The sequence below is a fragment of the Sporolactobacillus pectinivorans genome (genome assembly GCF_002802965.1).
GTDB lineage: Bacteria > Bacillota > Bacilli > Bacillales > Sporolactobacillaceae > Sporolactobacillus > Sporolactobacillus pectinivorans.
Genome location: NZ_NXGA01000001.1, coordinates 515,865 through 540,869 on the forward strand (window position 1 = coordinate 515,865; position 25,005 = coordinate 540,869).

A 25,005-nucleotide genomic window follows, 5' to 3' on the forward strand; every position below is an offset into this window, starting at 1 on the left:
CATCAGCGAATTCATGAACAACATGAAGGAGAATGCATCATGAGTGACTTATTTGCCGATCGAACGCCTCCCTATAATACGGAGGCTGAACAGGCCGTATTGGGTGCGGTGTTTCTTGAACCACCTGCAGTGATTACCGCCTCTGAACGGCTTGTTCCCGAAGACTTTTACCGGACGAGCCATCAATTAATTTTTTCGGTTATGCTTCAGCTGTTTGACCGCAATGAACCGGTTGATGTGGTTACAGTAACCAATGCGCTTCAATCTGCAAAACATCTGGAAGAGGTAGGCGGCGTGTCTTATCTTGCTGATCTCGCCGGATCGGCACCGACAGCGGCCAACATTGAGTATTACTGCAATATCGTTGCGGAAAAGTCGCTTCTTCGCCGCTTGATTCGTACGGCGACTCAAATCGTATCCGAAAGTTACACAAGAGAAGATGATGCTGAGAGCATCGTCGATGATGCCGAACGGCAGATTCTTGAAGTTGCAGAGCGAAAACGGACAGGCGAATTCAGGCCGATCAAGGATGTGCTGATCGAGACCTATGACAACATTGAGGCACTGCAGAGCAGAAAGGATGAGGTGACCGGAACAGGCACCGGATTTATGGAGCTCGATCGAATGACAGCAGGCTTTCAGAAAAGTGATCTGATCATCGTGGCTGCGCGGCCGTCTGTGGGGAAAACCGCGTTTGCACTCAATATCGCGCAGAATGTAGCGACAAAGAATGATTCTAATGTTGCTATTTTCAGTCTTGAAATGGGCGCACGCCAGCTTGCGATGCGTATGCTGTGCGCTGAGGGGAATATTGACGCACAGAAACTCCGTACCGGCCGTCTTGAGGACGATGACTGGCAAAAATTGACGATGGCGATGGGAACATTGTCGCGTGCCGGTATCTACATTGATGATTCGCCGGGCATCCGGGTAAATGATATACGTTCGAAGTGCCGTAGGCTGAAGCAGGAAAAAGGACTTGATCTTGTAATTATAGATTATCTGCAGCTGATTGTCGGTTCCGGGAATCTCGGGCATCAGGAAAACCGCCAGCAGGAAGTTTCGGAAATTTCCCGAACCCTGAAAGCCATGGCCCGTGAACTGGATGTTCCGGTCATAGCTTTGTCCCAGCTTTCAAGAGGTGTTGAATCACGTCAGGATAAAAGGCCGATGATGAGTGACATCCGTGAATCCGGCAGTATCGAACAGGATGCGGATATTGTGGCCTTTCTCTACCGCGATGATTATTACAATAAAGAGAGTGAAAAACAGAACATTATTGAAATCATCATTGCAAAACAGCGAAATGGTCCGGTAGGCACTGTCGAACTGGCGTTTATCAAGGAATATAATAAGTTTGTCAACATTGACAGAAATCATCAGGAAAATATTCCACGCGGAGCATAAGTTTCATCTGGCCAGAAAAGCATAAAATCCGAACGAAAAGCAATCCGATCATAGAAATTGTTCGCCTATTGTCGTTGACTTTTAAATTCAATAGCTGTTAGACTAAACAGGGTCGGAGAGAAAAATTTTAACTGGATGAAGTAAGGGGCTGAAGGTATGTCTTCTGTAGTTATAGTGGGTGCCCAGTGGGGCGATGAAGGAAAAGGCAAAATTACGGATTATCTCTCGGAAAACTCTGAAGTGGTGTCACGTTATCAGGGTGGAGACAATGCGGGCCATACAATTGTCTGGAACGGAAAGACTTACAAGCTGAGGTTAATGCCTTCGGGAATACTCTATAAGGATAAAATCTGCGTGCTTGGAAACGGCATGGTGATCAATCCTAAATCGCTCTGCAGCGAACTGGACTACATGAAGGAAAACGGCATCAGCACCGAAAATTTGCGCATCAGCAATCGGGCGCATCTGGTTCTGCCTTATCACCTGAAACTTGATATTCTGGAAGAAAAGAGCAAAGGTGCCTCCAAGATCGGTACGACTCAAAAGGGGATTGGACCGGCTTACATGGATAAAGCCGCACGAATTGGCATCCGGATGGCCGATCTCCTCGAACCGGAGACTTTTAAGGAAAAACTGACAAAAAATCTGGCTTCCAAAAATCGCCTACTTGAAAAAATGTACGACAGTGAAGGATTCAATATTGATGATATTTACGGCGAATATCTCGCATATGGAGAAAGAGTACGCCACTTGGTCTGCGATACGTCTGTAGTGCTTAACGAGGCGCTTGATACCGGAAAGCGGGTGCTTTTTGAAGGTGCCCAGGGCTGTATGCTTGATATCGATCAAGGGACGTACCCATTTGTAACATCGTCAAATCCGGTAGCCGGTGGTGTAACGATCGGTGCCGGTGTCGGCCCGACGAAAATCAATCATGTAGTCGGCTGCGCTAAAGCTTATACTACACGGGTTGGCGATGGACCGTTCCCGACAGAGTTGACCAATGCTATCGGCGATCAGATCCGTGAAACCGGGCATGAATACGGTACGGTGACCGGACGCCCCCGCCGAGTCGGCTGGTTTGACAGTGTCGTGCTTCGACATTCCCGCCGAGTCAGCGGCCTGACGGATCTTTCCCTTAACTGTGTCGATGTACTGACAGGACTGGAAACGGTGAAGATCTGCAAGGCTTATGAATTCAAGGGCAAAGTGATCCGGGAATTCCCGGCGAGCCTGAATATTCTTGCGGCGTGCAAACCGATTTATGAAGAAATGCCGGGTTGGTCGGAAGACATTACAGGAGCTCGGTCACTTTCCGATCTGCCGCAGAACGCCCGCCATTATATTGAACGGATTTCTCAGCTCACCGGTGTGCCGCTGTCGCTGTTTTCGGTCGGACCGGATCGTGGGCAGACTATCGAAGTGCGCAGTGTATTTGCCTGATATCGATGAATTTGAAAAGAACAGGCCTCACTTGGAGCGGAATTTCTTATGGAATTCTGCTCCTGCTATATTAGAGCCTATCCAAAAAAGGTGACGAAGGAGGGCGTTTGCAGGCTAAAAACGTAACACTGTGTTGCAGGGCCTGCACTAGGTCGTCCATAACCATCGGAAGGTCGAGGCGGCGAAGTTTAGAGGACTGGGGGGAACAAGCGGGCGTTGAGATTCGCTGCTGATCATTCGGTGACATTTTGCCCCATTCTAATAAAAAAAGGAATGCTTTATGCGACTGGAAGGAGCAGGTATACAAAGAAAAGACATTAAATTGAAATAAAGAGTTGCCATTGCAGGCTAACGATGGTATAATATTACTTGTGCCGCGAAAAGGAACATCATTAAAATTCTTTTCCGGATTTGAAAGAGATCGTTGATTGTCGCGGGGTGGAGCAGTCTGGTAGCTCGTCGGGCTCATAACCCGAAGGTCGCAGGTTCAAATCCTGCCCCCGCAACCAATGGGTCCGTGGTGTAGTGGTTAACATGCCTGCCTGTCACGCAGGAGATCGGCGGTTCAAGTCCGCTCGGACCCGCCATTTTGATTATGATCAGTATGCTTCATTTTTATAATGAATGGGTTTACCCACAAGCATACTGTTTTATTTATATTATGGCTCGATAGCTCAGTCGGTAGAGCAGAGGACTGAAAATCCTCGTGTCGGTGGTTCGATTCCGCCTCGAGCCATGTTTTATCAAACACAAGCGAACTCAGCGAATATAAACGAAAAAGCAGGCTCTCGGAAATTTCCGAGAGCCCTGTTCATTACCGGCAGTTATGACAGAGCAAGCGCCGTTATGGTAGAATAAATGAGAAGTGCATTCCGGCGTCCGGGCCCGCTCCCGGCCGGGTAAGAGGTTTTGGAAATGAATAGAAAATAAGACACCCTCATTTCAACTTGAAGAGAAAGCATGATTATAAGCTAGATAATTGAGATTTTTCCAGGGGGCTTTGAAGAATGAGCAACAAAATTCTTGTCGTAGATGATGAACAGCCAATTGCGGATATATTACAATTTAATCTTGAAAAGGAAGGTTATGACGTTGTTTGCGCCTATGATGGACAGGAGGCGCTGGACAAGGTCGAACAGGAGAATCCGGACATGATTCTACTGGATGTGATGCTGCCAGTCAAGGACGGCATGGAGGTGTGCCGCGAGGTTCGCAGGACACACAATATGCCGATCATTATGCTTACAGCCAAAGACTCGGAGATTGACAAAGTACTGGGGCTGGAAATGGGAGCGGATGACTATGTCACGAAACCGTTCAGTAACCGCGAGCTGATTGCAAGAGTTAAAGCCAATCTCAGGCGGCATAAGCAGGAATCAAATGAAACTGAAAAAGGAAGAGAGAATAGTATTGAAATCGGTGATCTGGTCATTAATCTGGATGCTTATGTAGTGACCAAAAGGGGCCAAGTGATTGAACTGACACATAGGGAGTTTGAACTGCTTCATTATCTGGCTGATCACATCGGCCAGGTGATGACAAGAGAAAATCTTCTGCAGACTGTCTGGGGATATGACTATTTTGGCGATGTTCGGACGGTAGATGTTACTGTGCGGCGATTGCGCGAGAAAATTGAAGACAATCCCAGCCGGCCGATCTGGATTATTACTCGCCGCGGTGTCGGTTATTATCTGAATGCACCCGATCAGGAGCCGTCAGAATGACTAAAGTCGGTTTTTTTAAATCGATTCAATTTAAGATTGTGCTTGTTTACACACTGTTGATTCTGCTGGCCATGCAGCTGATCGGCGTGTATTTTACGGATAGCCTCAAAACCATGCAGCTGAACAGCTTTGAAGACGCCCTTGTTAATCAGAGTAAGCTGATTGCTGTTAATATCGGCGAGGTTCTCAGAGAATCGAAAGATACGAATATCGACGATCCAAGCCGTCTGGCTGATCAGATCAGCAGCCAGTTTTCCGAAGTGGACAATACCAGGCAAATCGAAGTCATTGATGAAAATCGTGTGATTGTGGCGGCGGACGACAAACGGGCGATTGGGAAAAGCACAACAAACGATCTGATCATCCAGAATCTGACATCAACAACAGCCAACAAATACCGGCGGACAGACAGCGGCAGCGGGGAACGGGTTGATATTGTTACAGTACCGATTATGGTTGGTAATCAGCGATACGGCGTCCTCTATGTAGAGAAAAGCTTTGAAGGCGTTTATAGTCAGCTCCTGTTGATTAACCGAATACTTGCCACAGCAACAATTTTTTCTCTTCTTATTACTGCCGTTCTTGGTTTCTTTTTGGCGCGGACAATAACGAAGCCCCTTGTTCAGATGCAGCGTCAGGTGCTCGCGGTTTCCCAGGGCAATTTTAACCGGAAAGTCGATATGATTGAAAAGGATGAAATCGGACAGTTGGCTGCGGCCTTCAACAATATGACAATCAAATTGCGCGAAGCGACATCGACAACTGAGTCAGAACGCCGCAAACTGAAATCTGTTCTTACATATATGACGGATGGTGTGATTGCAACCGACCGCAAGGGTAATGTAATCCTGATGAATAACCGTGCGGAAGAGTTGCTGAATGTTTATCGTAACGACGTGATCGGCAATTCAATTCTCGATTTACTCAAGATCAGGAAAAATTATAAAATCATGGATTTGTACAGCCTCGCAGATTCAATGGTTCTTGACTTCAGCAGTGATCAGCAGATCGTTCTGCTGAGGGCTAACTTTTCTGTTGTGAAAAAAGAAAACGGGCTTGCCAATGGGCTCATTGCTGTGATTCACGATGTCACAGAGCAGGAACAGGTGGATATGGAGCGTCGCGAATTCGTGGCTAACGTTTCTCACGAATTGCGCACGCCGCTGACAACCATGAAAAGCTACCTTGAGGCGCTCCAAGACGGCGCAGTTGATGATCCGAAACTCGCGGCCAAGTTTCTTGATGTGACACAAAAAGAGACAGAGCGGATGATCCGGCTGGTCAAGGATTTGCTGCAGCTGTCCCGGCTTGATTCCAAATCCTATAAAATTAATCTGCAGCATACCAACTATATTAATTTCTGTGAGCAAATCATTGATCGTTTTGAAATGACGAAAAAACAGAATATCGAGTTTTCACGCAAATTACCAAAAGGGACTTTTTTTGTCCAGATTGATCGGGACAAGCTGACCCAGGTCATTGACAATATTCTTTCGAACGCGATGAAATATTCACCTGAAGGCGGGCTGATTACTTTCCGGATTACAAGAAAGGGTCATAAGATCCGGACGACAATTAGTGACGAAGGGGTTGGGATTCCCAAGGAAAACCTGGTAAAAGTGTTTGAACGCTTCTATAGAGTGGACAAGGCCCGCTCCCGGAAACTCGGTGGCACAGGCCTGGGGCTGGCCATTGCTAAAGAGATGATTGAAGCACAGGGCGGGGATATCTGGGCGGAGAGTGAATGGAATCACGGCACGACGATTCACTTCATCCTTCCGCTTGACCGGGAGGGTGAAGAAGGTTGAACCGTGAAGTTTTCAAATCTATTCTTCTGAGCGTTTTGGTACTGGCGAGTATTGCGATGACTTGGAATATCTGGTTTTATAAAGCAGATTTTAAAAATTACAAAGGGCCTTCAAATTCGACAAATTCTGTTGCCATTGCTGAATCCCGTAAACTTAGCGATGTCATCCGGCCTTCCCTCATTCTTCAGAAGTCACCAGAAGGGACAGTCGGCCAGATCGACAGCAACCAGGTGATGAGCGGATATAAAATTTTTCAGAACGCGGTATTCACCAATGTTCAGCTCGAAAGTGCGCAAAAAAGCCCCGCCCGAAAGAGGGGAACAAGCTCATACGAGATCATGTTTCCGGCGCCGCTGATGCAGGAGACATTGAAGGAAATCTTTCATTTTGGTGACAATAATGTGCAAATTCCTCAAAATGTGCTTATTGATCGTATAGAAATTTATCAACCGACCTCCGGCCACGGACTGGTTGCTGCATTCCGGTCGCAGAATAATGTCGATCAGCTGTCCGCGGCGGTTTCCGGGACAAACCTGAACAGCCTGAGCAAGATATTTTTAAACGGGCAGACTGGGCCGTACGGACTTCAGCAGTTAAAAGGTAAAACGCTTTATCTGCCGCTTGGAAACACCAATGTCCGTTCGGAAATGATCTACTTTGAGAAAATTCCCGTTGATGAATTCATACCGATTCTGTTTACGGATCCAAAAAACGTTTTTCAATACCGTGGAAAGACGGCCTACACAGACGGAACAAGCCAATTGGAGAATAATTCCAACATTCTTCAATACGTGGATCCGGGGATCAGCGGGTCAACAGTGATGACGGATCCGATTTTCCACAGCTTTGAGTTTATTAACAACTTTAAAGCCTGGACGGATGATTTTATGTATGATGGCTTGATCTTATCCTCCAATCAGCAGGAAACAGTTACTTTCCGTCTCCTGCTTGGCAGTTATATGGTTTATAACACTGAATATTACCCGAACCCTTTTCTAACGACAATGGAACTGACCTGGAAAAGCCAGGATCTAAGCAGTTTTAATAGAACACTGGTCACTTTTACGAGAATAGACGAGCCGGGATCTGTAACGCTGAATTCCGGAAGCGACGTGCTAAGTATGCTGAAAAAGAATGGCGTTGCCGTAAATGAGATTGAGGATATGGCGATAGGTTATGGGGTAGACAACCCACAGTCTAATGATAATTCTTCCCTGAAAGCAACGCCCGACTGGTTTTATAAAATCAACAACCGGTGGTATTCTGAAAATGGTACATTAGCGTCCCGCCAGCCGGGTCAGCTGGGGGTGGATTCGCAATGAACTGGAGCAAAACCAAATCTATTTTTATTGTCTGTTTTCTGCTTCTGGATGCTTTTCTGATTTTTGAACTGTATGCAAGACAGCAGGACGAAGGGGTTGAAAACCTTACTGACGGATCCGGGACAAATAATACTTTCCGTGTGGATACAACCATACCGCCAACACCGCAGAATGTCACTTTCCTGCGTGGAAGCCGGGTCAATTTTTCAAATGAAAAGAAAAATATTGCCGATTTGACAAGCTCGGCCAACAACGGAATCGGTCAGAAAATCCAATATGAGAACGGGGGCATGCAGTTGCATGGAATCTTTGCCTCACCCATCAGTGGAAATATGACAAATACAGATCTGCAGAAAATCATTCTCGGCTTGGTATATAAAGGACAGTCTTATACATACTGGCAAAATGATTCTAAGGCAAGAACGATTAATTTTGTTCAGTTATATAATAACCAGCCGGTTTTCATCAGCAGGCGCAACAACATTCAGATGCTCGAATTTACGGTTAGCCAGAACAAAATTGTCGGATATCAGCAAAGTTATTTTAAGTTTAGTAAATCCAATTATGTCGATGTAATCAGCGCGGAGAAAGCGATCAGCAATTTGGGGGAAAACACGGATTTGCTTGATTCAGAACGGCCGGTAATTAAGACTGTTGAACTGGGCTACGTGAACCTGGTAGGCGATGCCAGTGCTGATCCGTTGATATTTATCCCCACCTGGCATATTGTCGTGCAAACAAATCACGGCGATCAGGAGTATTTTGTCAATGCGATGTCGGGGAATGTACAGACCCTTGATTGATTCACCGGTATAGATAGATAGATCATCAGAGAGAACGCAGACGTGGCACAAACGTGGGAGTGGTAGAAATGACAGTGCATTACAGCGTGCTCGCGAGCGGAAGCACGGGTAATTCGTTATATGTTGAAACAGAGCAGCAGCGGCTGCTGATTGACTGCGGGTTGAGCGGGAAAAAAATGATTGAGTTACTGGCGCAGATTGGCCATAAACCGGAGGATATCGATGCGATCCTGGTGACACATGAGCACAGCGACCACGTGAAGGGCTTGGGTGTTTTTGCGCGCCGCTTTCAGACCCCGGTATACGCCAATGAAAAAACCTGGCGTGCGATGACGACTGTGACCGGGGACATCCCGGAAGACCAGAAATTTGAATTTCAAGCGAATACGATTAAGAAATTCGGCAATCTTGATATTGAGTCGTTTTCTGTTTCCCATGACGCAGCGGATCCGATGTTTTACATCGTGCATGACGATGACAGAAAATTAACACTTCTGACGGATCTCGGCTATGTATCCGAGCATATTAAAGGGCTGATTCGGGATTCTGACGCCTATATTATGGAAGCAAATCATGATACGGAAATGCTGATGATGGGCCGATATCCATGGAGTGTTAAGCGGAGGATCCTCGGAGACACCGGGCATATATCGAACGATGAATCTGGCATCGCCCTGACGGAGGTTCTCGGAAATCGGACAAAGAAAATATATTTAGCTCACCTGAGCAGGGATAATAACATGAAAGAATTGGCAAGAATGAGTGTAGGGCAGAAATTGGAAAGTGTCGGGTTAAAAATGGGGAGAGATCTCAGCCTTTTTGATACCGATCCTGAACATGCTACACAGCTTACGGCCATTTAATGGCTGTCTGATCTGCGTATGGCGTAGCTTTTTAGATAAGCAGCGGTTTGGCGGCCACTCAGATGTTAAATTCTTTAATATTGTATATAAATAGTCACATATTTTTAATAAGGCGGGTTACCGGTGTTACATTAGGGGTAAAGAAAAATCGTCGGCCAATATAGATCTTTCAGCGCAACTGGCGAGATTGGAATGCGAGGAGGAGAACAGGTATGGAATATTACGATGAGAACCGTACGGATCACATACCGGAATCAGAGACAGGGCCCAAACGCTCGTCAACAGGCAGGGGCGGCTGGTTTTTTGCCGGATTTATTGGTGCTATAGTCGGAATTGTCTGTTTCCTTATTTTTGCCCCCATATTATCCGATTTAGGCATATTACCTTATTCAGTAACTACAGGATCACAGGGTACCAGCAATCTGAGCAGCAACGCAGGAGCGACTACCCAGCAGATTAACGTGAAAGTCGATTCGGGTGTAACTCAGGCAGTAGCGAAGGTTTCTCCCGCAGTGGTTGCTGTTATCAATCTGCAGAAGGCTAACTTTTTTGATAATCAATACACTGAAACGGGAATGGGGTCCGGCATCATTTATAAGCGCGCGGGGCCTTATGCTTATGTAGTGACGAATGACCACGTAGTTTCCGGTGCCGGAGAAGTTGAAGTCCGTCTCAGTAACAATCAGAAAGTAAATGCCACCGTGCTTGGCACAGATGCCCTGTATGACTTGGCAGTCCTCAGGATCCCATCGACGAATGTTACAACCGTTGCGGATTTTGGTAACTCCGCGACGCTGCAGCGCGGCGAACCGGCCATCGCGATCGGCAACCCGCTCGGATTTTCCGGTTCGGTAACCGAGGGTATTATCAGTTCCACCAATCGTACTATTCCGGTCCAAAGCAATAATGCATCTGTCGAGGCTCAGGTTTTGCAGACGGATGCGGCTATCAATCCCGGGAATAGCGGCGGGGCGCTGGTAAACATCGCAGGGCAGGTTATCGGCATTAATTCTTCTAAGATTGCTTCGACAGCTTCAACGGATTCAGGAGCAAATACAAGTGTTGAGGGAATTGGCTTTGCGATCCCGATCAACGTGGCCAAACCAGTGATCAGCGAACTTGAGAAAAACGGCAAAATTGAACGGCCGATGCTCGGTATCAGCATTGTCGATCTATCGATGGTACCTGCACAGGAAGTTAGCCAGCTGAATTTGCCATCGTCCGTAAAAACCGGTTTAGTCGTGACCGATGTAACGAATGGAAGCCCGGCAAAGAAAACCGGTGTTCAAGCCGGTGATGTCATTACCTCCATCAACGGGCAGAAAATCACAAGCTACATTTCTTTTTCGACTTATATGTATTCAAAACTGCATGTCGGGCAGACAGTTCCGATCCAGTATTATCACGCCGGAAAGCTGCACACAGCTCAGCTGACACTCGGCAGCAAAACGTTCTCGTAACAGATCTTCAAAATAAATGAAAGTGAAAATCCGGCTGAAGGTTTGTATTAGCCGGATTTTGTTTTGTTTCCTGGATTCCCGGAAAATTATAACAAGGTGTCTGAAAATTCGTACCAGACAAGGATTTTTTCTTAGCACTTCTTTTTTATTGGTATAATTATACTGGCTGCTATTGGTCAAAAAATGCCTTAACAGCAGGATTTTTCATGACCTTGGTATAAAAACACGGGAATGCAGGTTGTTTGCTGTAAGATTAAATTGAGGCTAGTGTACTTTTCAACTGAGTGTGTACAACTTGTGTACAGAGTACCCAATTTATGCACAAGTTATCCACATTTCATGTAAAATTGTTGATAACAGTAAAAAATTTGGTGCTCTATCGTCTTTTATGGAAAAAACATTAATTTGTTTAAAAGAACTCGGACAATGGCTGAATACAAGAGATTGGCAGTAGCCAAAAACTATGCAGGAACTACTTGGATAGAAAAAATACACTGCTAAAATAGAAAATATAGCTTGGATTGTGGGACCAAACTCAGAGGTTATCCACATTCGACAAAAATTGATAATTTTTGATATGCAGATATCGTGGCAAACACGTGGTTCCATACATAATGTGGATACCATCTGTGGATATGTGTATAAGTTCTGTGCATAACTTATGTATAAGGATGGGATAAGTTGTGAATATCGATATATTGACCGTTGGGAAGTTAAAAGAAAAATATTTTAAACAGGGCATTGAGGAGTACATCAAACGTCTCCAGCCCTATGCAAGGATATCCATTGTCGAAGTGGCAGACGAGAAGGCCCCGGAGAGTCTGTCGGATGCCGAAGTCGAACAAATAAAGAAAATCGAAGGTGAACGGCTGTTAAAGAAACTATCGGACAATACCTACGTAATTGCACTTGCTATTTTAGGCAGGCAAGTGCCCTCTGAAATTTTTGCAGAGAAAATCCGGGAACTGGCCACCTACGGGCACAGCAATATCGCATTCATCATCGGGGGCTCAAACGGTCTCAGCGAAGCCGTGCTTCAACGAGCAGACTTTCAGCTATCCTTTTCCAAGTTCACCTTTCCCCATCAGCTGATGCGCCTGATCCTTGTCGAACAGATCTACCGTGCGTTTAAGATTATCAGGGGAGAACCGTATCACAAGTAAATGAGGTTTTTTGGGGGAGTCAGTGAATAAATATACATAAAGAAATTTTCGTAAAGCGTAGTAGACAGCAACCGCCAAACTTCTGCCGACCTCTGCGCCCCGCGTCCAGCGACTTTCTAACGTGCCGATAGATAATAGGCATCGATCAATTCGGCGCTTGTGAGAAGCAGCTGCATACGGCGTGATGGACAATGCGTACATAGGCCAGCTTTTCGATCCGTCGGTAATCCTTTTCCAAAAACCGCACTGTCGTCCGTACACGGCCGGACGAACGCACCACCGAACATGTCGGATGGTTGTAATGACCGGCATACAAATGAGCAGATGACGCCCAATAATTGCGCTTAAAATACGGCGTAAGGGACTGAATGACCGGCGTCGTAATCAGCGCACTCCGGCAAAGATATTCAGCGAATCTTTCATGGGTGTGTCCGTGATATAGCTGACACGCGCCAGGCATTCGTTCTGCGTGACCGACAACACGGGTCGTATCCAATGGCGTTTGTTCGATCGTGTTTTTCGCGTGCGCTCTCCCTTGATTTCCTGCATCGATGCATCCTTCTCTCCTTTTAAGTCTGCGACACATTCTCATGGTCGCAGACTTAATTTATGAGAGGGACAGCCAAATAGAACCATGCGACACTTATTTCTTGCGTGAAGGCAGTCCATATTTCTTTTGGTGCTCTAAGATTTTTTGGATGAGTTTGTCCCGTTCCTGTTTAGTGAGCTTCTTCGCCATGGGTCAAACAAGATTTAAAGTTATTCTAGACTGGCCAAATTGCATATCAGGGGTTGATAATAACCAAAATATGTTGCTTGGCGCGTTACTTAGTCATGTGGTAATTATCTATTGACTATCGTTCGGCAATTATAGACTAGCTTGTCAGTAATATGACCAACACAGCAAAGGAAGGCTCTAAGAGAGCGGATAAATATACTTATCCAAATCCATCTCCATCTCTCTGCTTTTCATGCGACGGTTATCAATTTATTTCGTAATTTTGAAAGGCCCATTGTTGCATCCTTGAAAGAATAAGTATTTTCGTGTACTATAAATAATACGAACGTATGTTCCTGATTATGTGGATGACAGTATTTAGGCATGTTTTTGGCAAGGTTTAACAGATATAACGATTTATGATGGGAATAAGCACCCGGCACATCCCCTTTCATTCCTCTTGATGACATAGAAAACACATCATGTCATACTATCTTGAATTTTATGTATCTGAACATATGGAAAATACTAATTGAATCAGGTGGGCGAAATGAAAAGTGTTAGAAATCCTAGTGAAAAACAAGCGGTTATCGATCTCAAAGATTATCTTTATCGTTGCCAGTTGTTATTTGTGAAGATGACGCAATCGCCTTTTTTGTTTGATGATTATCATATTGAAATCAGTCGAGAATATTTTCATTTTCTTGAATTTGATGAAGTCAATCAGTTATTGAAAATTTACGCGGCACTTCAGGCTTTGGATATCGATGAACAGTCTATTGTGTTTTATAAATATCTTAGAAAGGCGTCATCTATGGATTTTGAAATACAAAACCGTCTGGCTATGTCTGAACACACGTATTATCGAAAGAAAAAACGGGCTTTGACTAAATTGGCCATTGCTCTCCATTTACTTCCAATCAGTAATATTCATTGTTCTCTTTTGTAATAAAATTTTTATGTGGCAACAGTAGCGCTCCCTCAAGCAGAAAGTTGGGAGACCTGAAGCCAGAAAATCAGATAGCATGGGTTTTAGTTAAAACAGGCCATGTGTCTTGCGTGTCTATAAAAGAGGAGGGGTGAAATGAGTATGCAGGGTATGACTGTATATGTTTTTCTGGTCCTGTTAATGGGGCTGGATGTCATAGCAGGATTATTAAAAGCTATTAAAAAGAGAACGCTTCAATCGGATGCCGTTCGAGATGGACTGCTAAAAAAGTCAGGAACATTTCTGGCTCTGATTCTATCCTATGTCCTAGATCGTCTCGTAAATAACGGTTCGCCCGTTTTTCAAACAATGATGGTCATCATGGCCGTTTGTGACGAAAGTCTTTCGATTATAGAAAATCTGAGCTTTCTTGGCGTTCCTTTTCCAAAGGGAATTACAAGCCGGTTAAATAGTTTGAAGGAAAAATCAAGTGATATAGGCACGGACAATCAGGATGATCTTACTAAAATAAATAAGAAGAATAACACGGAATTATAACAATGGCAGTTATCTGACAGAGATGTGGCAGAGCAAGAGTGCTAGAAGAGCGTAAATTTGTTTATGCGCCCAGAAAGGGGATAGTGTTTAAAGGATGCGAAAAGGGATGTGAACAGAGGGAGCGGTACAGGAACATGGTTACACATTTTAAAAAGGAAGGCGACCAAGATGGCATTTACTGACGAACAAATTGCTAACGCGAAGTATATTTATTCCTATTTTGTCAACAAAGGATGGACACCACAGGCAGTGTGCGGCATGATCGGCAACATACAGACAGAGTCTTTGCTCTACGCCGATATCTGGGAAGGTGGTGTCGGCCCAGGGTATGGCCTTGTTCAGTGGACACCCGCCAGCAAACTTATCAGCTGGTGTGATGCGCAAGGGCTGGATTACAAGGATATCGGTTCGCAGTGCGCGCGTATTGAATATGAAATGATGAACGGCATTCAATTCTATCCTTCATATTCTTATTCAATGACTTCGACCCAATTCATCACGAGTACAGAATCAGCTGAAACGTTAGGATTAGTGTTCCTTGCAAATTACGAGCGACCTAAGAATCCCGATCAGCCCCAACGTGGAGATCAGGCGCAGTATTGGTACGATCAGTTAGCCGAAGGCGGAAAACCATCAGCGCCAACCGAACCAACGCCAAGCAAACCTACGGATACCAACACGTATACTGTTGAATCCGGCGATACACTGAGTGGCATTGCGCTAAAATTCGGCGTCACGGTTTCGCAGCTACAATCATGGAATAGCATTTCTGATCCAAATAAAATCTACGTTGGACAAGTATTAAAGCTTAAACCGGATGAAAGCGATAATTCGGAGACGTCAAATACGTATGTCATCAAATCAGGAGATACACTGAGCGGCATTGCACAGCAATTTAATGTTACAGTATCGCAGTTGCAATCGTGGAACAATATTTCTGATCCAAACAAGATATATGTCGGTCAAAAAATTATTGTGTATAAAAACGGCGGGGGAACGGGTACAATGGTATACACTGTAAAATCCGGGGATACATTGAGCGCCATTGCGGAACGTTTTGGCGTAAGTTTAAGCAATATCGAGCAGTGGAATGACATTTCCGATCCCGACAAAATATACGTTGGACAAACTTTGAAAATGTACAGTTCCGGTGGCGGTGGTGGCAGTGAGATTTCTTATACCATTCAATCCGGCGATACGCTGAGTGGAATTGCGGCCAAGTTTGGTGTATCTGTCTCACAACTGCAGGCATGGAATAGTATTGCTGACGCCAATAAGATTTATGCTGGAGAGGTGCTTTCCATTTTTACTTCGGGAGCCGGTGGTGGCGGATCACGGACTTATACCGTGGAATCTGGCGATACGCTGAGTGGAATTGCGGCCAAGTTTGGTGTATCTGTTTCACAACTTCAGTCGTGGAATAATGCTGCCAATGCCAACAAAATATACGCTGGTCAGGTATTGGTGGTCTGATATCGAAAGATCAGAAACCCATACAATTATTCTGAAGACAGAAGAAGATTAAAATTCATCGTGCTTAATTTAAAGAGGTGGTCTTAACAGGCAACCCCCGAATATAAAAAATGAGAGGAGTTCACCTCTCATTTTTTATATTTCTGTGGGTTCTTTCAGAAGAAATCCATCTTTCCTTTTGTAATGTAAATGACCAGTCCACATTATTCGAAGACGACTTTTAGGATAACGAGGGGGATCTGTTAACCGTGAAAATTGCCTGTATATTGATCAACGGTTACATAAGGATTCTGCCCTGTATTATATTCTTTTACCCAGACCTCCCAAAGACCATTGCCTATATATTTATAGCGGCTGGGTGTTACGTGATAACCTTTATATAGGTCTTGTTCAAATTTTTTAACCCAAGCTCCCGTCGGTTTACTGGCAGGTTGAATTGCACTCGTTTGTCCGCTTGTAGTATTTGTACTCTCAGATGCCGCAGAATGGCTTGTTGATGATTCATTTGACTGGGTTTTGGTTGCAGTCCGACTTGATGATGCAGCGGAGGGGCTCACTGATTCTGTTACGCTGCTTGTTGAACTATCTGTTATCGGCTGGCTCGAACTCTCCGTAATCTCGTGACTCGACGAAGATGACACGTGAGATTGACCCGCAGGGGCTTGACTTTCTGTGTGTTTGCCGCTAGATGATCTGTTCGAATCTGAGTTATGATTCAAAAAAATAAACAATCCTCCAATTACAATCAGAATCGCTAACGATACTACCAGAACTCTTTTCATTTTTTCGACCTGCCTCCAAATGAACTACTAATTGCTAAATCTGGTTTGCAAGGAAGTTAGAATAGCCTGAACATGAGAGTGGTTTTAAAGAGAGAATCTTACCCGAGGATGTATGATTATTCATTGAATGATGAGGTTCCTGTCTTCAAAACATTATTAGTTTAGCATTCTCTGAATCGTAATGCAAAAATTCAAGGACAGTGAGCTTGATCAGAATTTCATTACAGTGAAAACAACAATATCCTAGTCGAGTTGTTCTAATTAGGTTTATCCTTTTTAATAGGAAGGTGTCGTTGCTATGATTATGTCCATACGTAATCCCTCCATAGCATGTGGATAGAGTAAATTAAAAGTAATAATGCCTTCAGAAAGCACTGAGATCTGGGCTTGTTTTGAAGAATAATCAACGTGAATGTCCGCAATTTTATGTGCGCCCACTGCAAACTAGCTGCCTTCCATGAACGGTGGCCCATGAAAGAGCGCGAGATGCCCGTAGCGCGCCGTTACCGCATCCATTGCGGCAGAGAGCCGCTCCTTTGCGCAGCAATGACCCGGAATAGGTCGAGTTGGTAAACAGACGCGTCCTAGAGCAGAGGGCGTCAGGCCGACACTACGCACCGGCTGGCCGTCCCATTCATTTCTGGAGCACTTGAAGCTTCGAATGTTGATCTAACCGATGAAATGACGGAGCTGATCAATGCGCAAAGAGCTTATCAATCCAACGCAAGAGCATTACTAGTGCAGATCAAATCCTACAAGAATTGGTACGGTTGAAAAGGTAAACATCAATCAAAATCCGGTGACGAGCAAACACATAATGCTTGTCACTTTTTTTCTTTAGTTTGTTTGGTCTCGTAGATGTGAAGAAGTATAGGATTTCAACCGCAGGAATCAACTTTAGGCGTTAGAGGTTTCGCAAATTTCTTGGTTTTAGCGAATAATGTAAGATATATTGGTGAAATTGGTCTAGATTTTTCCTCAAGTAGATATTTACCTAAGAATCAACAATTAGATTATTTCGAACAAATAGTTAAATTGTGTGCAGAAAATGATAAACTAATGTCTGTACATTTACGTAAATCCGAGAAGGCGGCGATAGACATTATAAAGAAATATAAACCATCAAAATGCATAATTCATTGGTTTACTGGTTCATTTACGCAACTAAATGCCGTTGTAGCCTTAAATTGTTATTTTTCCACAAATACTATAATACGACACACAGTAAGAAAGCAAAACCAAAGCTCTCACTTATTCCTACTAACAGACTCCTAGTAGAAAGTGATGGTCCCTTTACAAAAGTTCAAAGTTAATGGTAATAAATTCACATCCAAATTACTTTCATCAGCCTATCAATCAATAGCTGAATACTATGCGAACATTCTTGTTGAAAGAAGAAGATCTCAAAAAACACACCCCTTTGCCAAGCCAGTGAGAAACATGGAAAATTCGTTTCTCTTCCCATCTTTCATACTGACTCTCACCGGGACAATGCTATTTGTTGCAAGATACCTCTTTTCTATGAAACTTTTAAGTATTGAAAAAAAGCCTGAGCGGACCTAATCATCCGTACAGATTTTTGAATAAGTACATATAGCTCTAAAAAATAAAACCATCGCTAAAATAAACTTTTTTATCTCTGTAATTCTATCTCCTATAATTGTGTCGTGATACTTTGAACGATATTATTCGATATTCAGACTGCACTACTGACGAAATACAGAGAGATGCATCAGTACATCAGCGACTCCATTTACATCACTAGAGGTTGTGACATAGATGGGACTCTTTGATTTCAACATCCGCATACGTCATTACAATCGGGATTCTTGTCAATTTGATGCCATGGGTACACCATGGCATCACTGAACGCGGCTGTCTGGTTCCCATAGAATTGCTCACTTGCCATATCGGTGCATGGCCTGATACAAGTTTAAGCAGGATTTTATGTCCCGAATTACTTGAACTGTAGTTGGATGATATGTCCATGACTGTTAAGAAGAGTCCCGTCCGTATCCGAAAAAATGTCTCTAATCATATTTCAGCGTTCCTTTATTCAATACTTCAAATATTTTACAGCCGTTTGTCTCCTCTACTATTCTCATCTTAGTCTATCATTTATTCTTCTCCATATGAGGTTGCAGCACCCGGATCCATACGCGTCCTGTAATCAAAAGTAGACTGCCAGTCACCCACAGTAAAGCATTTCCAGTAACATCATTCGGGCCGAGGTTGCCGAGAAAATTCCATACCATCGGTGCAAAGAAGGCACTAATCACAGTGGCAATCGTCAGATAACTACTCAAAGTATCGACCTGATCATCAGCAAGCCCAAGATTACTGCGAAATACCAGATATGGTCCGGTGTACGAATAGATATAGTTGAAAAAGACTGCGGCGAGGATTGCAACTACTTGGTTCTTAGCAAGTAAGAGCACCGCAACAGAAACCGCAGCACCGCCATAACCCAAAACGAGCGTATATTGACGCAGTCGGCGGTAGACCAAGCCAAAGGATAGGCCAGCAATCAGGCCGCCAATATTCATTGCAGCAAGCGTCCAATTAACTACCGACGCATCTCCGAATCCTCTCGTCAAAAATAGACTGGGCAGTTTTAGCTGAACGCCCCAAATCAACAAATATGTGATAAAAGCCAGTCTGATAAAACGCCAACGTTCATTGTTTAAGTGACTACGTACATGCTCATGTGTATCCGTCTCCCCGACTGCTGGGACAAAGCACCATACACCAACTGCAACAACGCCCAAAAGCAGATATATAAGGAATACTGATCGCCAGTTCAACGCCACCACAACGCCAGCCAACGCAAGCAACAATGCATTTCCTAAAGCGGATAGCCCCGTCTGATAACCAAGCAATCGTGTGCGAAACTCCCCGGTGTATACATGAGCAATCAGCCCAATGGCATGTGGTGAAAACAGACCAATGCCCAATCCGAGCGCAAGGCGGCTGACCATAATCAGTGTAAAATTTTTGATCAATAGGGGAATGACTCCGGCCCAAGCAGCAATCAGCAACCCCGTGATCACAACACTGCGACTGCCGTAGCGATAGGTCAACTTTGGATTCAGTAAAAGTGTCGCCAGAGCGCTAAGATTCGCTGCTGTTACAAGCCATTCAATCATAGTCGTCGGCATCTGCGGGTATGCATGTTCCAGTTGAGGAATTATCCCGGTGATAATCGTTGAAACGCCACCAACCATCGAAATGCTTAAAATGCTGACCGTTGTCGTGAACCGAGATTGACTCAAAATTGTTTCTCCAGCAGTTGGTCAATAAAGCTGAGAACGCCTTGCGACTGATTATCGGTCGTCTTTGCCTTCGCTACAGCGGTAACAGCCGGTTGAGCATTTTGCATCGAAACGCCGAGTCCAACTTCTCTAATCATTTCAAGATCGTTCCCACCATCACCAAATGCACACATTTCACTCAGAGCGATTCCAAGAACTGTTCCCAATTCCCTTAGCCCTGCAGCTTTGTTCATCCCTAACTGAATGACATCAATATCGCCATGTCCGCTACTTGTCGGTTCAGCTAATCCGATTAACATGATTCGCAGACGTGCGACAATATCCTCAGTCAGTTCAGGCGGGCAAGTGATCGCGAACTTCAAAACATTATCGTCGATATGGTCAAAATCTTCTACAACAGTCAATTGATGGTAGTAGCGATGCACAAACTGAATGTGCGCTTCACCTTCGCTTGCTCGTGCATAGGCACACTTCTGCCCACATACGAGTATCTTCAATTCTGGGATCTCAATCAACTTAGGCAAGATTTGCTTGACGGCTAGAGAACTGAAGGCATGCAGCGCATAGACTTGCTTTTCATCAAGAATGTACGCACCATTCTCAGCAACATAAATTGTATCGGGATAATCTTCAAAAAAGGACTTCAATTGAAAGTATTGGTTCCCACTCGCAACAACAAAGTGAACGCCTTGTCGTTGCATTTCCGTATACAGCTTCGAAAAATGGAGACGATCATAACTCATGTCGTCGCGTAAGAATGTGCCATCCATATCAGTTGCAATCAACTTAATCATTTACGTTCTCCTCAGATAGGCGCGCTGCTCAGCTTTCCAATACGCTTCATCATTATCGGTAATCGGTCGAATGACGCGTGCGGGGTTTCCTGCAACAACCACGTTATCAGGAACATCTTTTGTCACGATTGATCCGGCACCGATCACAACGTTACTGCCGATCGTGATACCTAGACAAATTACCGTATTTCCGCCGATCCAGACGTCATTTCCAATTGTGATTGGATGTCCATATTCAAGATATTCGTTCCGTACACTTGCAACAATTGGGTGTCCAGCAGTATATAGCGAGACGCGTGGTCCCAGCATAACATTATCTCCAATGATGATCGGCGCAATGTCTAAGAAAATGCAGTCATAATTTGCATAAAATCGTCTTCCCACATGCAAGTTGGAACCATAGTCCGCTCGCATCGGCGGTTCGATGTAAGCGTCATTGGTCGGACAGTCAATCATTAAGTTAAGTAACTCGTCACGTTCTTCACTCTGCTCCGGTTGTGTGCCGTTATAACGCCAAGTCAACTGCTTCGCCTTCAGTCTCATTTGCACCAATTCAGTATCGTTTGAGTCGTATAACTTGCCCGCGAGCATTAATTCACGTTCTGTTGGCATAAAAAAACCTCCTGTAAAATCGATTACAGGAAGTAGATTAGCATATTTATCAAGCCCTTAAGGGACAATTTCAAAGGCAACTGGTATCATTTTTGTGATAACGTGCATACGCCTGTCGATACTCAGTCGGCGTCATGCCTTTCCATGATTTAAAGTTGCGATTAAATGTCTTACCATTGGTGAATCCGGATTCGACGGCAATATAGTCAACCGTTTTATCCGTTTCGAGAAGTAGACGCCGCGAGTTCATTAAGCGAACCAAACGAATATAGCGATTTACTGACATCTGCAGATTGATATTGAACTGTTGATTAAGTGTTGTCAACGAGACATGGAATTGTTCAGCCAGAATTGTTCCAGTCAGCTGTTGTGCATAATCCCTATTGATTGCGTTCATGACAGTATCAATTAGAGGTGGATTAGGATTGGCGTCTTGCGCAATCATGGGAACCGTAAAAGACTCTCCCAATATTGCCAATATCATGAAAAAATGACCTAAAATCGACATCCGTGAAAGGTCTGTTACCTGAGAACTGATAAGATCGTGAATCGCGATAAGATGCTCCCGAATTGCTCCATAGGAAGCCCGATTGGTCTGTGACGAGCGACTGCCCTGTAGGGTAATCTGCCAGTTAGTACTGGCCGGAAACTGTGACTGGAGAATGTTATCATCGATGATAAAGCCAAACTCTGACCAGTTTGCCTTTGAAGGACCAGTGACACTATGAATAACGCGACGGTTAACTGCCCATACATCTCCTGGATGGTATTCATTTGTCACACCATTTGTCACGAACTTCAATGTTGCACCGGACATCAGGCAATTCAGTTCGATTCCTTGATGCCAATGTGGAGAAACATTAATACTCGTTAACGGATCGTGTTTATAGTATTTGAACGGCAGTCTAGGCGTGAGTTGAACATTTTCATGCTGTATTGTCATGTCTTATCACCTCGCTTGAAGATATAGGGTCACCAGAGCATTAAGAGCCTTGCATAACATTAAAAGCATAGCACATTCGAGCTTTGAACGATTAATCAACCGTTTTACCAGTAAGCGATAGAACAATAATAGTTCTAATTACTTTCAATAATAACTCCTGAGTCAGCAAGTTACTAAGACAGGTGTTATGGTAAACGTTTATTTTTTTTATAGATACCGCATTTCTTGGATCACATTACAGAGAACAATTTTTTGAGAATCCCATGCAACGGTTGCATGAATTTCTGCTATAATGAAGTACACGGGAGGAATATTGATGGTAACCATTCGGGATGTAGCAAAATATGCTGGTGTATCTGCATCAACGGCATCACGCGCCATACGGAATAGTTCACTAATCAGCCCAGAAACACGAAAAAAAGTGCAACTTGTTGCAAAAAAAATGAACTATGTTCCAAATTTCAACGCACATAATCTAGCAACTAACGCCAATAACACTGTTGGTGTTGTTTTCCCAGTTGATAAGGATGATTTGTACCAAAACCCCTTTTATACTGAATTAATTGAAGGCATTAATCAGGAGTTAACACCAAAGCATTTTTTCATGACGGTGGCTTTAGGTGGTACCATAAAGGAATTGAAGCAAACTATCAAAATAATGATTGAAAATAGTAAAATTGAGCAATTCATTTTATTGTATTCTATTGAAAATGATCCTATTTTGAAATATTTGCAGCAACGAAAAGCAAAGTATGCTGTCATTGGAAAGCCCTATACTAACGCCAATAGCATCCCCTATGTCGACAATGATAATGTCAATGCTGGATTAGATGCAACGGAATATTTGATAAACAAAGGACATCGTCAGTTAGGGTATGCTTTTACTAGTAGATACCGATTGGTACAAACTGACCGAATGCTTGGTTTTCATGAAGCAATTCGTCGCAATGATTCTTATGGTTATGATCTGGAACTGTGCAGTGAACGTTTTGGTACCGCCATTAAGGAATACTTGCAACGCTATCCAGACATTTCTGCCATTTTGGCGAGTGATGATATTTTAGCCTTTCAAGTCCAAAAAGCTGTGCAGCGAATTGTCCCTGAAAGGCAGATTGAACTGATGGGATTCAACGATTCTTTATTTGCTAAATTTGCCGAACCGAAAATCAGCACCGTACAAATTTATCCGAAACGACTTGGCAAGGCAGCCGCACAGTTGATTATTCAGCAACTCGAGCAGGAATCGAATGAACCTTTCGAAAAAATGATTGTACCCTATAAAATCATCGAACAAAATTAATTAAAAAATGTACTGGCGGATTTGGTTCGCCAATCGAGCAGTTAGTTCGCCTAAACCGCGAAACAGCTGCTTTTTTGTTTGCTTTTTGATACAATCGACTGTTTCTTTGTAAATAAATATTCAAAATTTTTTATTTGCAACCGGTTGCATTTTTTTGTAAGCCGTTACATAATAGATTATGCAAGTAACGAACATTATCCTTTTTAAGGCATTGTTGTTCGATTATGAAGGAGGAGAAAGAATGATGTATCAAGAACAACCCGTTAAGGCCGATGTAAAAAGCACCGAACAGAAATTGCCAAGTCTTCCGGTCAGTACGATTTGGATGATTAGTTTTGGGTTTTTGGGCGTGCAAATGGCATTCTCATTGCAAAGTTCAAATATGGGACGGATCTTCCAGACGATTGGCGCAGATCCTACTAAACTCGGTTTCTTCTTTATCTTGCCTCCGCTGGCAGGTTTAGTTGTTCAACCCTTAGTTGGTTATTTTTCCGACCGCACGTGGATACCAAAACTTGGACGCCGTATCCCTTATCTGCTCATCGGAGCCATTGTTGCCGTCATTGTCATGTGCCTATTGCCTAATTCAGGCAGTTTTGGTTTTGGTTTTGGTTCAATGACAGCGCTGACATTCGGAGCCATCACGATTCTGTTCATGGATCTGTCATCGAACGTTGCTATGCAACCGTTTAAAATGATGGTCGGCGATATGGTTAACGAGGAGCAAAAAGGGTATGCCTATTCTATTCAAAGCTTTCTCTCAAACAGCGGCGCTGTGCTGGCTTGTATTTTCCCCTTTGTTTTAACCGTGCTGGGCACGTCAAACAGTGCACCAAAAGGGGTTGTCCCTCAATCAGTTGTTATTTCATTTTATGCTGGAGCAATTATTTTAATTGTCTGCAGTTTAATTACGATATTCAAGGTTAAAGAGTATTCACCTTCTGAGTATGCATTCTATCACGGGTTCACAGATAAAACCGCTCAGAGAGAAAGTAACATTATCAAACTACTTGTCCATGCACCAAAAGTTTTCTGGACCGTTACTGTCGTGCAACTCTTCTGCTGGATGGGTTTTCAGTATTTGTGGACTTACGGCGCAGGTGCCGTTGCTAAGAATGTTTGGCAGACGATTGATCCAACAAGCGCAGCTTATCAAGATGCCGGGAACTGGTTTGGTATTTTATCAGCTGTGTATTCATTTGCTGCCGTTTTGTGGTCACTTGTCTTGTCGCGCTTGCCAAATGATAAACGCAAACCGGCTTATGCCTTCAGCTTGTTGCTAGGCGGTATCGGTTTTGGTTCTGTATTCTTCATTCATAATCAATGGGCATTGATCGTTTCATTTATCTTGATCGGTATAACCTGGGCTGCTATGATGACCTTCCCATTCACAATACTGACCAATGCTTTGTCTGGCGAGAATATGGGAACGTATCTCGGACTGTTCAATGGAAGCATTTGTTTGCCGCAAATTATTGCATCCTGTGCAAGCTTTGCCTTATTCCCGGCGTTTGGATCATCGATGCCGTCAATGATTTTATTTTCAGGTGTTATGCTGATTATCGGTGCATTCTCTGTTCCAATTATCAAAGAAACCTATGCAGAATAAGTTAATCAGCAATATTAATTGAA

General features: G+C 43.9%; 22 protein-coding genes and 3 tRNA genes. 19 read left to right on the plus strand and 6 right to left on the minus strand.

What is annotated here, in order from left to right:
* The first annotated feature begins 39 nt into the window (after nt 1–39).
* The 12 genes from dnaB to rlmH all read left to right on the plus strand — a co-directional run bounded on the left by dnaB (nt 40) and on the right by rlmH (nt 11,993).
* On the plus strand, nt 40–1,407 hold the full coding sequence (dnaB, locus tag COP04_RS02785) for a replicative DNA helicase (RefSeq protein ID WP_100486598.1): 1,368 nt from the start codon (nt 40–42) through the stop codon (nt 1,405–1,407).
* Between the two features lie 156 nt (nt 1,408–1,563).
* Entirely contained in the window at nt 1,564–2,850 is a 1,287-nt protein-coding gene (locus COP04_RS02790) for an adenylosuccinate synthase (protein ID WP_100486599.1), read from the plus strand.
* Nucleotides 2,851–3,282: 432 nt separating this feature from the next.
* A tRNA-Met gene (locus tag COP04_RS02795) sits at nt 3,283–3,359 on the plus strand.
* A 2-nt stretch (nt 3,360–3,361) separates the two neighbouring features.
* A tRNA-Asp gene (locus tag COP04_RS02800) sits at nt 3,362–3,437 on the plus strand.
* Between the two features lie 76 nt (nt 3,438–3,513).
* A tRNA-Phe gene (locus COP04_RS02805) sits at nt 3,514–3,586 on the plus strand.
* 271 nt (nt 3,587–3,857) lie between these two features.
* A complete protein-coding gene (gene yycF / locus COP04_RS02810; protein WP_100486600.1) occupies nt 3,858–4,574 on the plus strand; it encodes a response regulator YycF in 717 nt (238 codons plus the stop codon).
* Nucleotides 4,571–6,382: a cell wall metabolism sensor histidine kinase WalK gene (walK, locus tag COP04_RS02815; protein ID WP_100486601.1), complete on the plus strand. Its 1,812-nt coding sequence runs from the start codon at nt 4,571–4,573 to the stop codon at nt 6,380–6,382. Before yycF ends, walK begins: the two co-directional genes overlap by 4 nt.
* Nucleotides 6,379–7,704, plus strand: a complete 1,326-nt coding sequence (locus COP04_RS02820) for a YycH family regulatory protein (RefSeq protein ID WP_100486602.1) — start codon at nt 6,379–6,381, stop codon at nt 7,702–7,704. The genes walK and COP04_RS02820 overlap by 4 nt, the downstream gene beginning before the upstream one ends.
* On the plus strand, nt 7,701–8,507 hold the full coding sequence (locus COP04_RS02825) for a two-component system regulatory protein YycI (RefSeq protein WP_100486603.1): 807 nt from the start codon (nt 7,701–7,703) through the stop codon (nt 8,505–8,507). Before COP04_RS02820 ends, COP04_RS02825 begins: the two co-directional genes overlap by 4 nt.
* A 68-nt stretch (nt 8,508–8,575) precedes the next feature.
* Complete coding sequence (locus COP04_RS02830) at nt 8,576–9,370, plus strand: MBL fold metallo-hydrolase (RefSeq protein ID WP_100486604.1); 795 nt, start codon at nt 8,576–8,578, stop codon at nt 9,368–9,370.
* Nucleotides 9,371–9,582: 212 nt separating this feature from the next.
* Entirely contained in the window at nt 9,583–10,830 is a 1,248-nt protein-coding gene (locus tag COP04_RS02835) for a S1C family serine protease (RefSeq protein WP_100486605.1), read from the plus strand.
* 683 nt (nt 10,831–11,513) lie between these two features.
* Nucleotides 11,514–11,993, plus strand: a complete 480-nt coding sequence (rlmH, locus tag COP04_RS02840; protein ID WP_100486606.1) for a 23S rRNA (pseudouridine(1915)-N(3))-methyltransferase RlmH — start codon at nt 11,514–11,516, stop codon at nt 11,991–11,993.
* A 145-nt stretch (nt 11,994–12,138) separates the two neighbouring features.
* Here rlmH and COP04_RS19360 read toward each other — a convergent pair whose 3' ends face one another.
* Nucleotides 12,139–12,579 (minus strand): hypothetical protein, encoded by a 441-nt coding sequence (locus tag COP04_RS19360; protein ID WP_157800142.1) that lies wholly within the window; start codon nt 12,577–12,579, stop codon nt 12,139–12,141.
* A gap of 682 nt (nt 12,580–13,261) precedes the next feature.
* Here COP04_RS19360 and COP04_RS02845 point away from each other — a divergent pair.
* From COP04_RS02845 to COP04_RS02855, 3 genes are all read left to right on the plus strand, one after another.
* The gene (locus COP04_RS02845) at nt 13,262–13,660 is read left to right on the plus strand and encodes an ArpU family phage packaging/lysis transcriptional regulator (protein WP_100486607.1); all 399 of its coding nucleotides are present in this window, start codon (nt 13,262–13,264) and stop codon (nt 13,658–13,660) included.
* Between the two features lie 135 nt (nt 13,661–13,795).
* Nucleotides 13,796–14,197, plus strand: a complete 402-nt coding sequence (locus tag COP04_RS02850) for a phage holin family protein (RefSeq protein ID WP_100486608.1) — start codon at nt 13,796–13,798, stop codon at nt 14,195–14,197.
* A gap of 168 nt (nt 14,198–14,365) precedes the next feature.
* A complete protein-coding gene (locus COP04_RS02855) occupies nt 14,366–15,670 on the plus strand; it encodes a phage tail tip lysozyme (RefSeq protein ID WP_204988009.1) in 1,305 nt (434 codons plus the stop codon).
* Nucleotides 15,671–15,912: 242 nt separating this feature from the next.
* On the opposite strand, the gene COP04_RS02860 is transcribed toward COP04_RS02855, so the two are convergent.
* Nucleotides 15,913–16,452, minus strand: a complete 540-nt coding sequence (locus COP04_RS02860) for a hypothetical protein (protein WP_204988010.1) — start codon at nt 16,450–16,452, stop codon at nt 15,913–15,915.
* A 681-nt stretch (nt 16,453–17,133) separates the two neighbouring features.
* Here COP04_RS02860 and COP04_RS02865 point away from each other — a divergent pair.
* Nucleotides 17,134–17,226, plus strand: a complete 93-nt coding sequence (locus COP04_RS02865) for a flagellar basal body rod C-terminal domain-containing protein (RefSeq protein WP_338062822.1) — start codon at nt 17,134–17,136, stop codon at nt 17,224–17,226.
* Between the two features lie 150 nt (nt 17,227–17,376).
* A complete protein-coding gene (locus COP04_RS20670) occupies nt 17,377–17,727 on the plus strand; it encodes a TatD family hydrolase (protein WP_157800144.1) in 351 nt (116 codons plus the stop codon).
* An 839-nt stretch (nt 17,728–18,566) separates the two neighbouring features.
* On the opposite strand, the gene COP04_RS02875 is transcribed toward COP04_RS20670, so the two are convergent.
* From COP04_RS02875 to COP04_RS02890, 4 genes are all read right to left on the minus strand, one after another.
* Nucleotides 18,567–19,724 carry an MFS transporter gene (locus tag COP04_RS02875; protein WP_204988011.1) on the minus strand — a complete coding sequence of 386 codons (1,158 nt, stop codon included), beginning with the start codon at nt 19,722–19,724 and terminating at the stop codon, nt 18,567–18,569.
* The gene (locus COP04_RS02880; protein WP_100486610.1) at nt 19,721–20,518 is read right to left on the minus strand and encodes a Cof-type HAD-IIB family hydrolase; all 798 of its coding nucleotides are present in this window, start codon (nt 20,516–20,518) and stop codon (nt 19,721–19,723) included. Before COP04_RS02880 ends, COP04_RS02875 begins: the two co-directional genes overlap by 4 nt.
* Nucleotides 20,519–21,130 carry a sugar O-acetyltransferase gene (locus COP04_RS02885; protein WP_100486611.1) on the minus strand — a complete coding sequence of 204 codons (612 nt, stop codon included), beginning with the start codon at nt 21,128–21,130 and terminating at the stop codon, nt 20,519–20,521.
* Nucleotides 21,131–21,200: 70 nt separating this feature from the next.
* Nucleotides 21,201–22,073, minus strand: coding sequence for an AraC family transcriptional regulator (locus COP04_RS02890; RefSeq protein WP_100486612.1), 873 nt, complete (start codon nt 22,071–22,073; stop codon nt 21,201–21,203).
* A 316-nt stretch (nt 22,074–22,389) separates the two neighbouring features.
* Between COP04_RS02890 and COP04_RS02895 the strand changes: the two genes are divergently transcribed.
* Nucleotides 22,390–23,373 (plus strand): LacI family DNA-binding transcriptional regulator, encoded by a 984-nt coding sequence (locus COP04_RS02895; protein WP_162297071.1) that lies wholly within the window; start codon nt 22,390–22,392, stop codon nt 23,371–23,373.
* A gap of 244 nt (nt 23,374–23,617) precedes the next feature.
* Nucleotides 23,618–24,982: an SLC45 family MFS transporter gene (locus tag COP04_RS02900; RefSeq protein WP_100489496.1), complete on the plus strand. Its 1,365-nt coding sequence runs from the start codon at nt 23,618–23,620 to the stop codon at nt 24,980–24,982.
* The last annotated feature ends 23 nt before the right edge of the window (nt 24,983–25,005 follow it).

Bases quoted from the DNA above. Each gene is read 5' to 3' on its own strand.
- dnaB (WP_100486598.1), top strand. From the start codon at position 40: ATGAGTGACTTATTTGCCGATCGAACGCCTCCCTATAATACGGAGGCT.
- COP04_RS02790 (WP_100486599.1), top strand. From the start codon at position 1,564: ATGTCTTCTGTAGTTATAGTGGGTGCCCAGTGGGGCGATGAAGGAAAA.
- yycF (WP_100486600.1), top strand. From the start codon at position 3,858: ATGAGCAACAAAATTCTTGTCGTAGATGATGAACAGCCAATTGCGGAT.
- walK (WP_100486601.1), top strand. From the start codon at position 4,571: ATGACTAAAGTCGGTTTTTTTAAATCGATTCAATTTAAGATTGTGCTT.
- COP04_RS02825 (WP_100486603.1), top strand. From the start codon at position 7,701: ATGAACTGGAGCAAAACCAAATCTATTTTTATTGTCTGTTTTCTGCTT.
- COP04_RS02830 (WP_100486604.1), top strand. From the start codon at position 8,576: ATGACAGTGCATTACAGCGTGCTCGCGAGCGGAAGCACGGGTAATTCG.
- COP04_RS02835 (WP_100486605.1), top strand. From the start codon at position 9,583: ATGGAATATTACGATGAGAACCGTACGGATCACATACCGGAATCAGAG.
- COP04_RS19360 (WP_157800142.1), bottom strand. From the start codon at position 12,579: ATGTGTCGCAGACTTAAAAGGAGAGAAGGATGCATCGATGCAGGAAAT.
- COP04_RS02845 (WP_100486607.1), top strand. From the start codon at position 13,262: ATGAAAAGTGTTAGAAATCCTAGTGAAAAACAAGCGGTTATCGATCTC.
- COP04_RS02850 (WP_100486608.1), top strand. From the start codon at position 13,796: ATGAGTATGCAGGGTATGACTGTATATGTTTTTCTGGTCCTGTTAATG.
- COP04_RS02855 (WP_204988009.1), top strand. From the start codon at position 14,366: ATGGCATTTACTGACGAACAAATTGCTAACGCGAAGTATATTTATTCC.
- COP04_RS02860 (WP_204988010.1), bottom strand. From the start codon at position 16,452: ATGAAAAGAGTTCTGGTAGTATCGTTAGCGATTCTGATTGTAATTGGA.
- COP04_RS02865 (WP_338062822.1), top strand. From the start codon at position 17,134: ATGACGGAGCTGATCAATGCGCAAAGAGCTTATCAATCCAACGCAAGA.
- COP04_RS02880 (WP_100486610.1), bottom strand. From the start codon at position 20,518: ATGATTAAGTTGATTGCAACTGATATGGATGGCACATTCTTACGCGAC.
- COP04_RS02885 (WP_100486611.1), bottom strand. From the start codon at position 21,130: ATGCCAACAGAACGTGAATTAATGCTCGCGGGCAAGTTATACGACTCA.
- COP04_RS02890 (WP_100486612.1), bottom strand. From the start codon at position 22,073: ATGACAATACAGCATGAAAATGTTCAACTCACGCCTAGACTGCCGTTC.
- COP04_RS02895 (WP_162297071.1), top strand. From the start codon at position 22,390: ATGGTAACCATTCGGGATGTAGCAAAATATGCTGGTGTATCTGCATCA.
- COP04_RS02900 (WP_100489496.1), top strand. From the start codon at position 23,618: ATGTATCAAGAACAACCCGTTAAGGCCGATGTAAAAAGCACCGAACAG.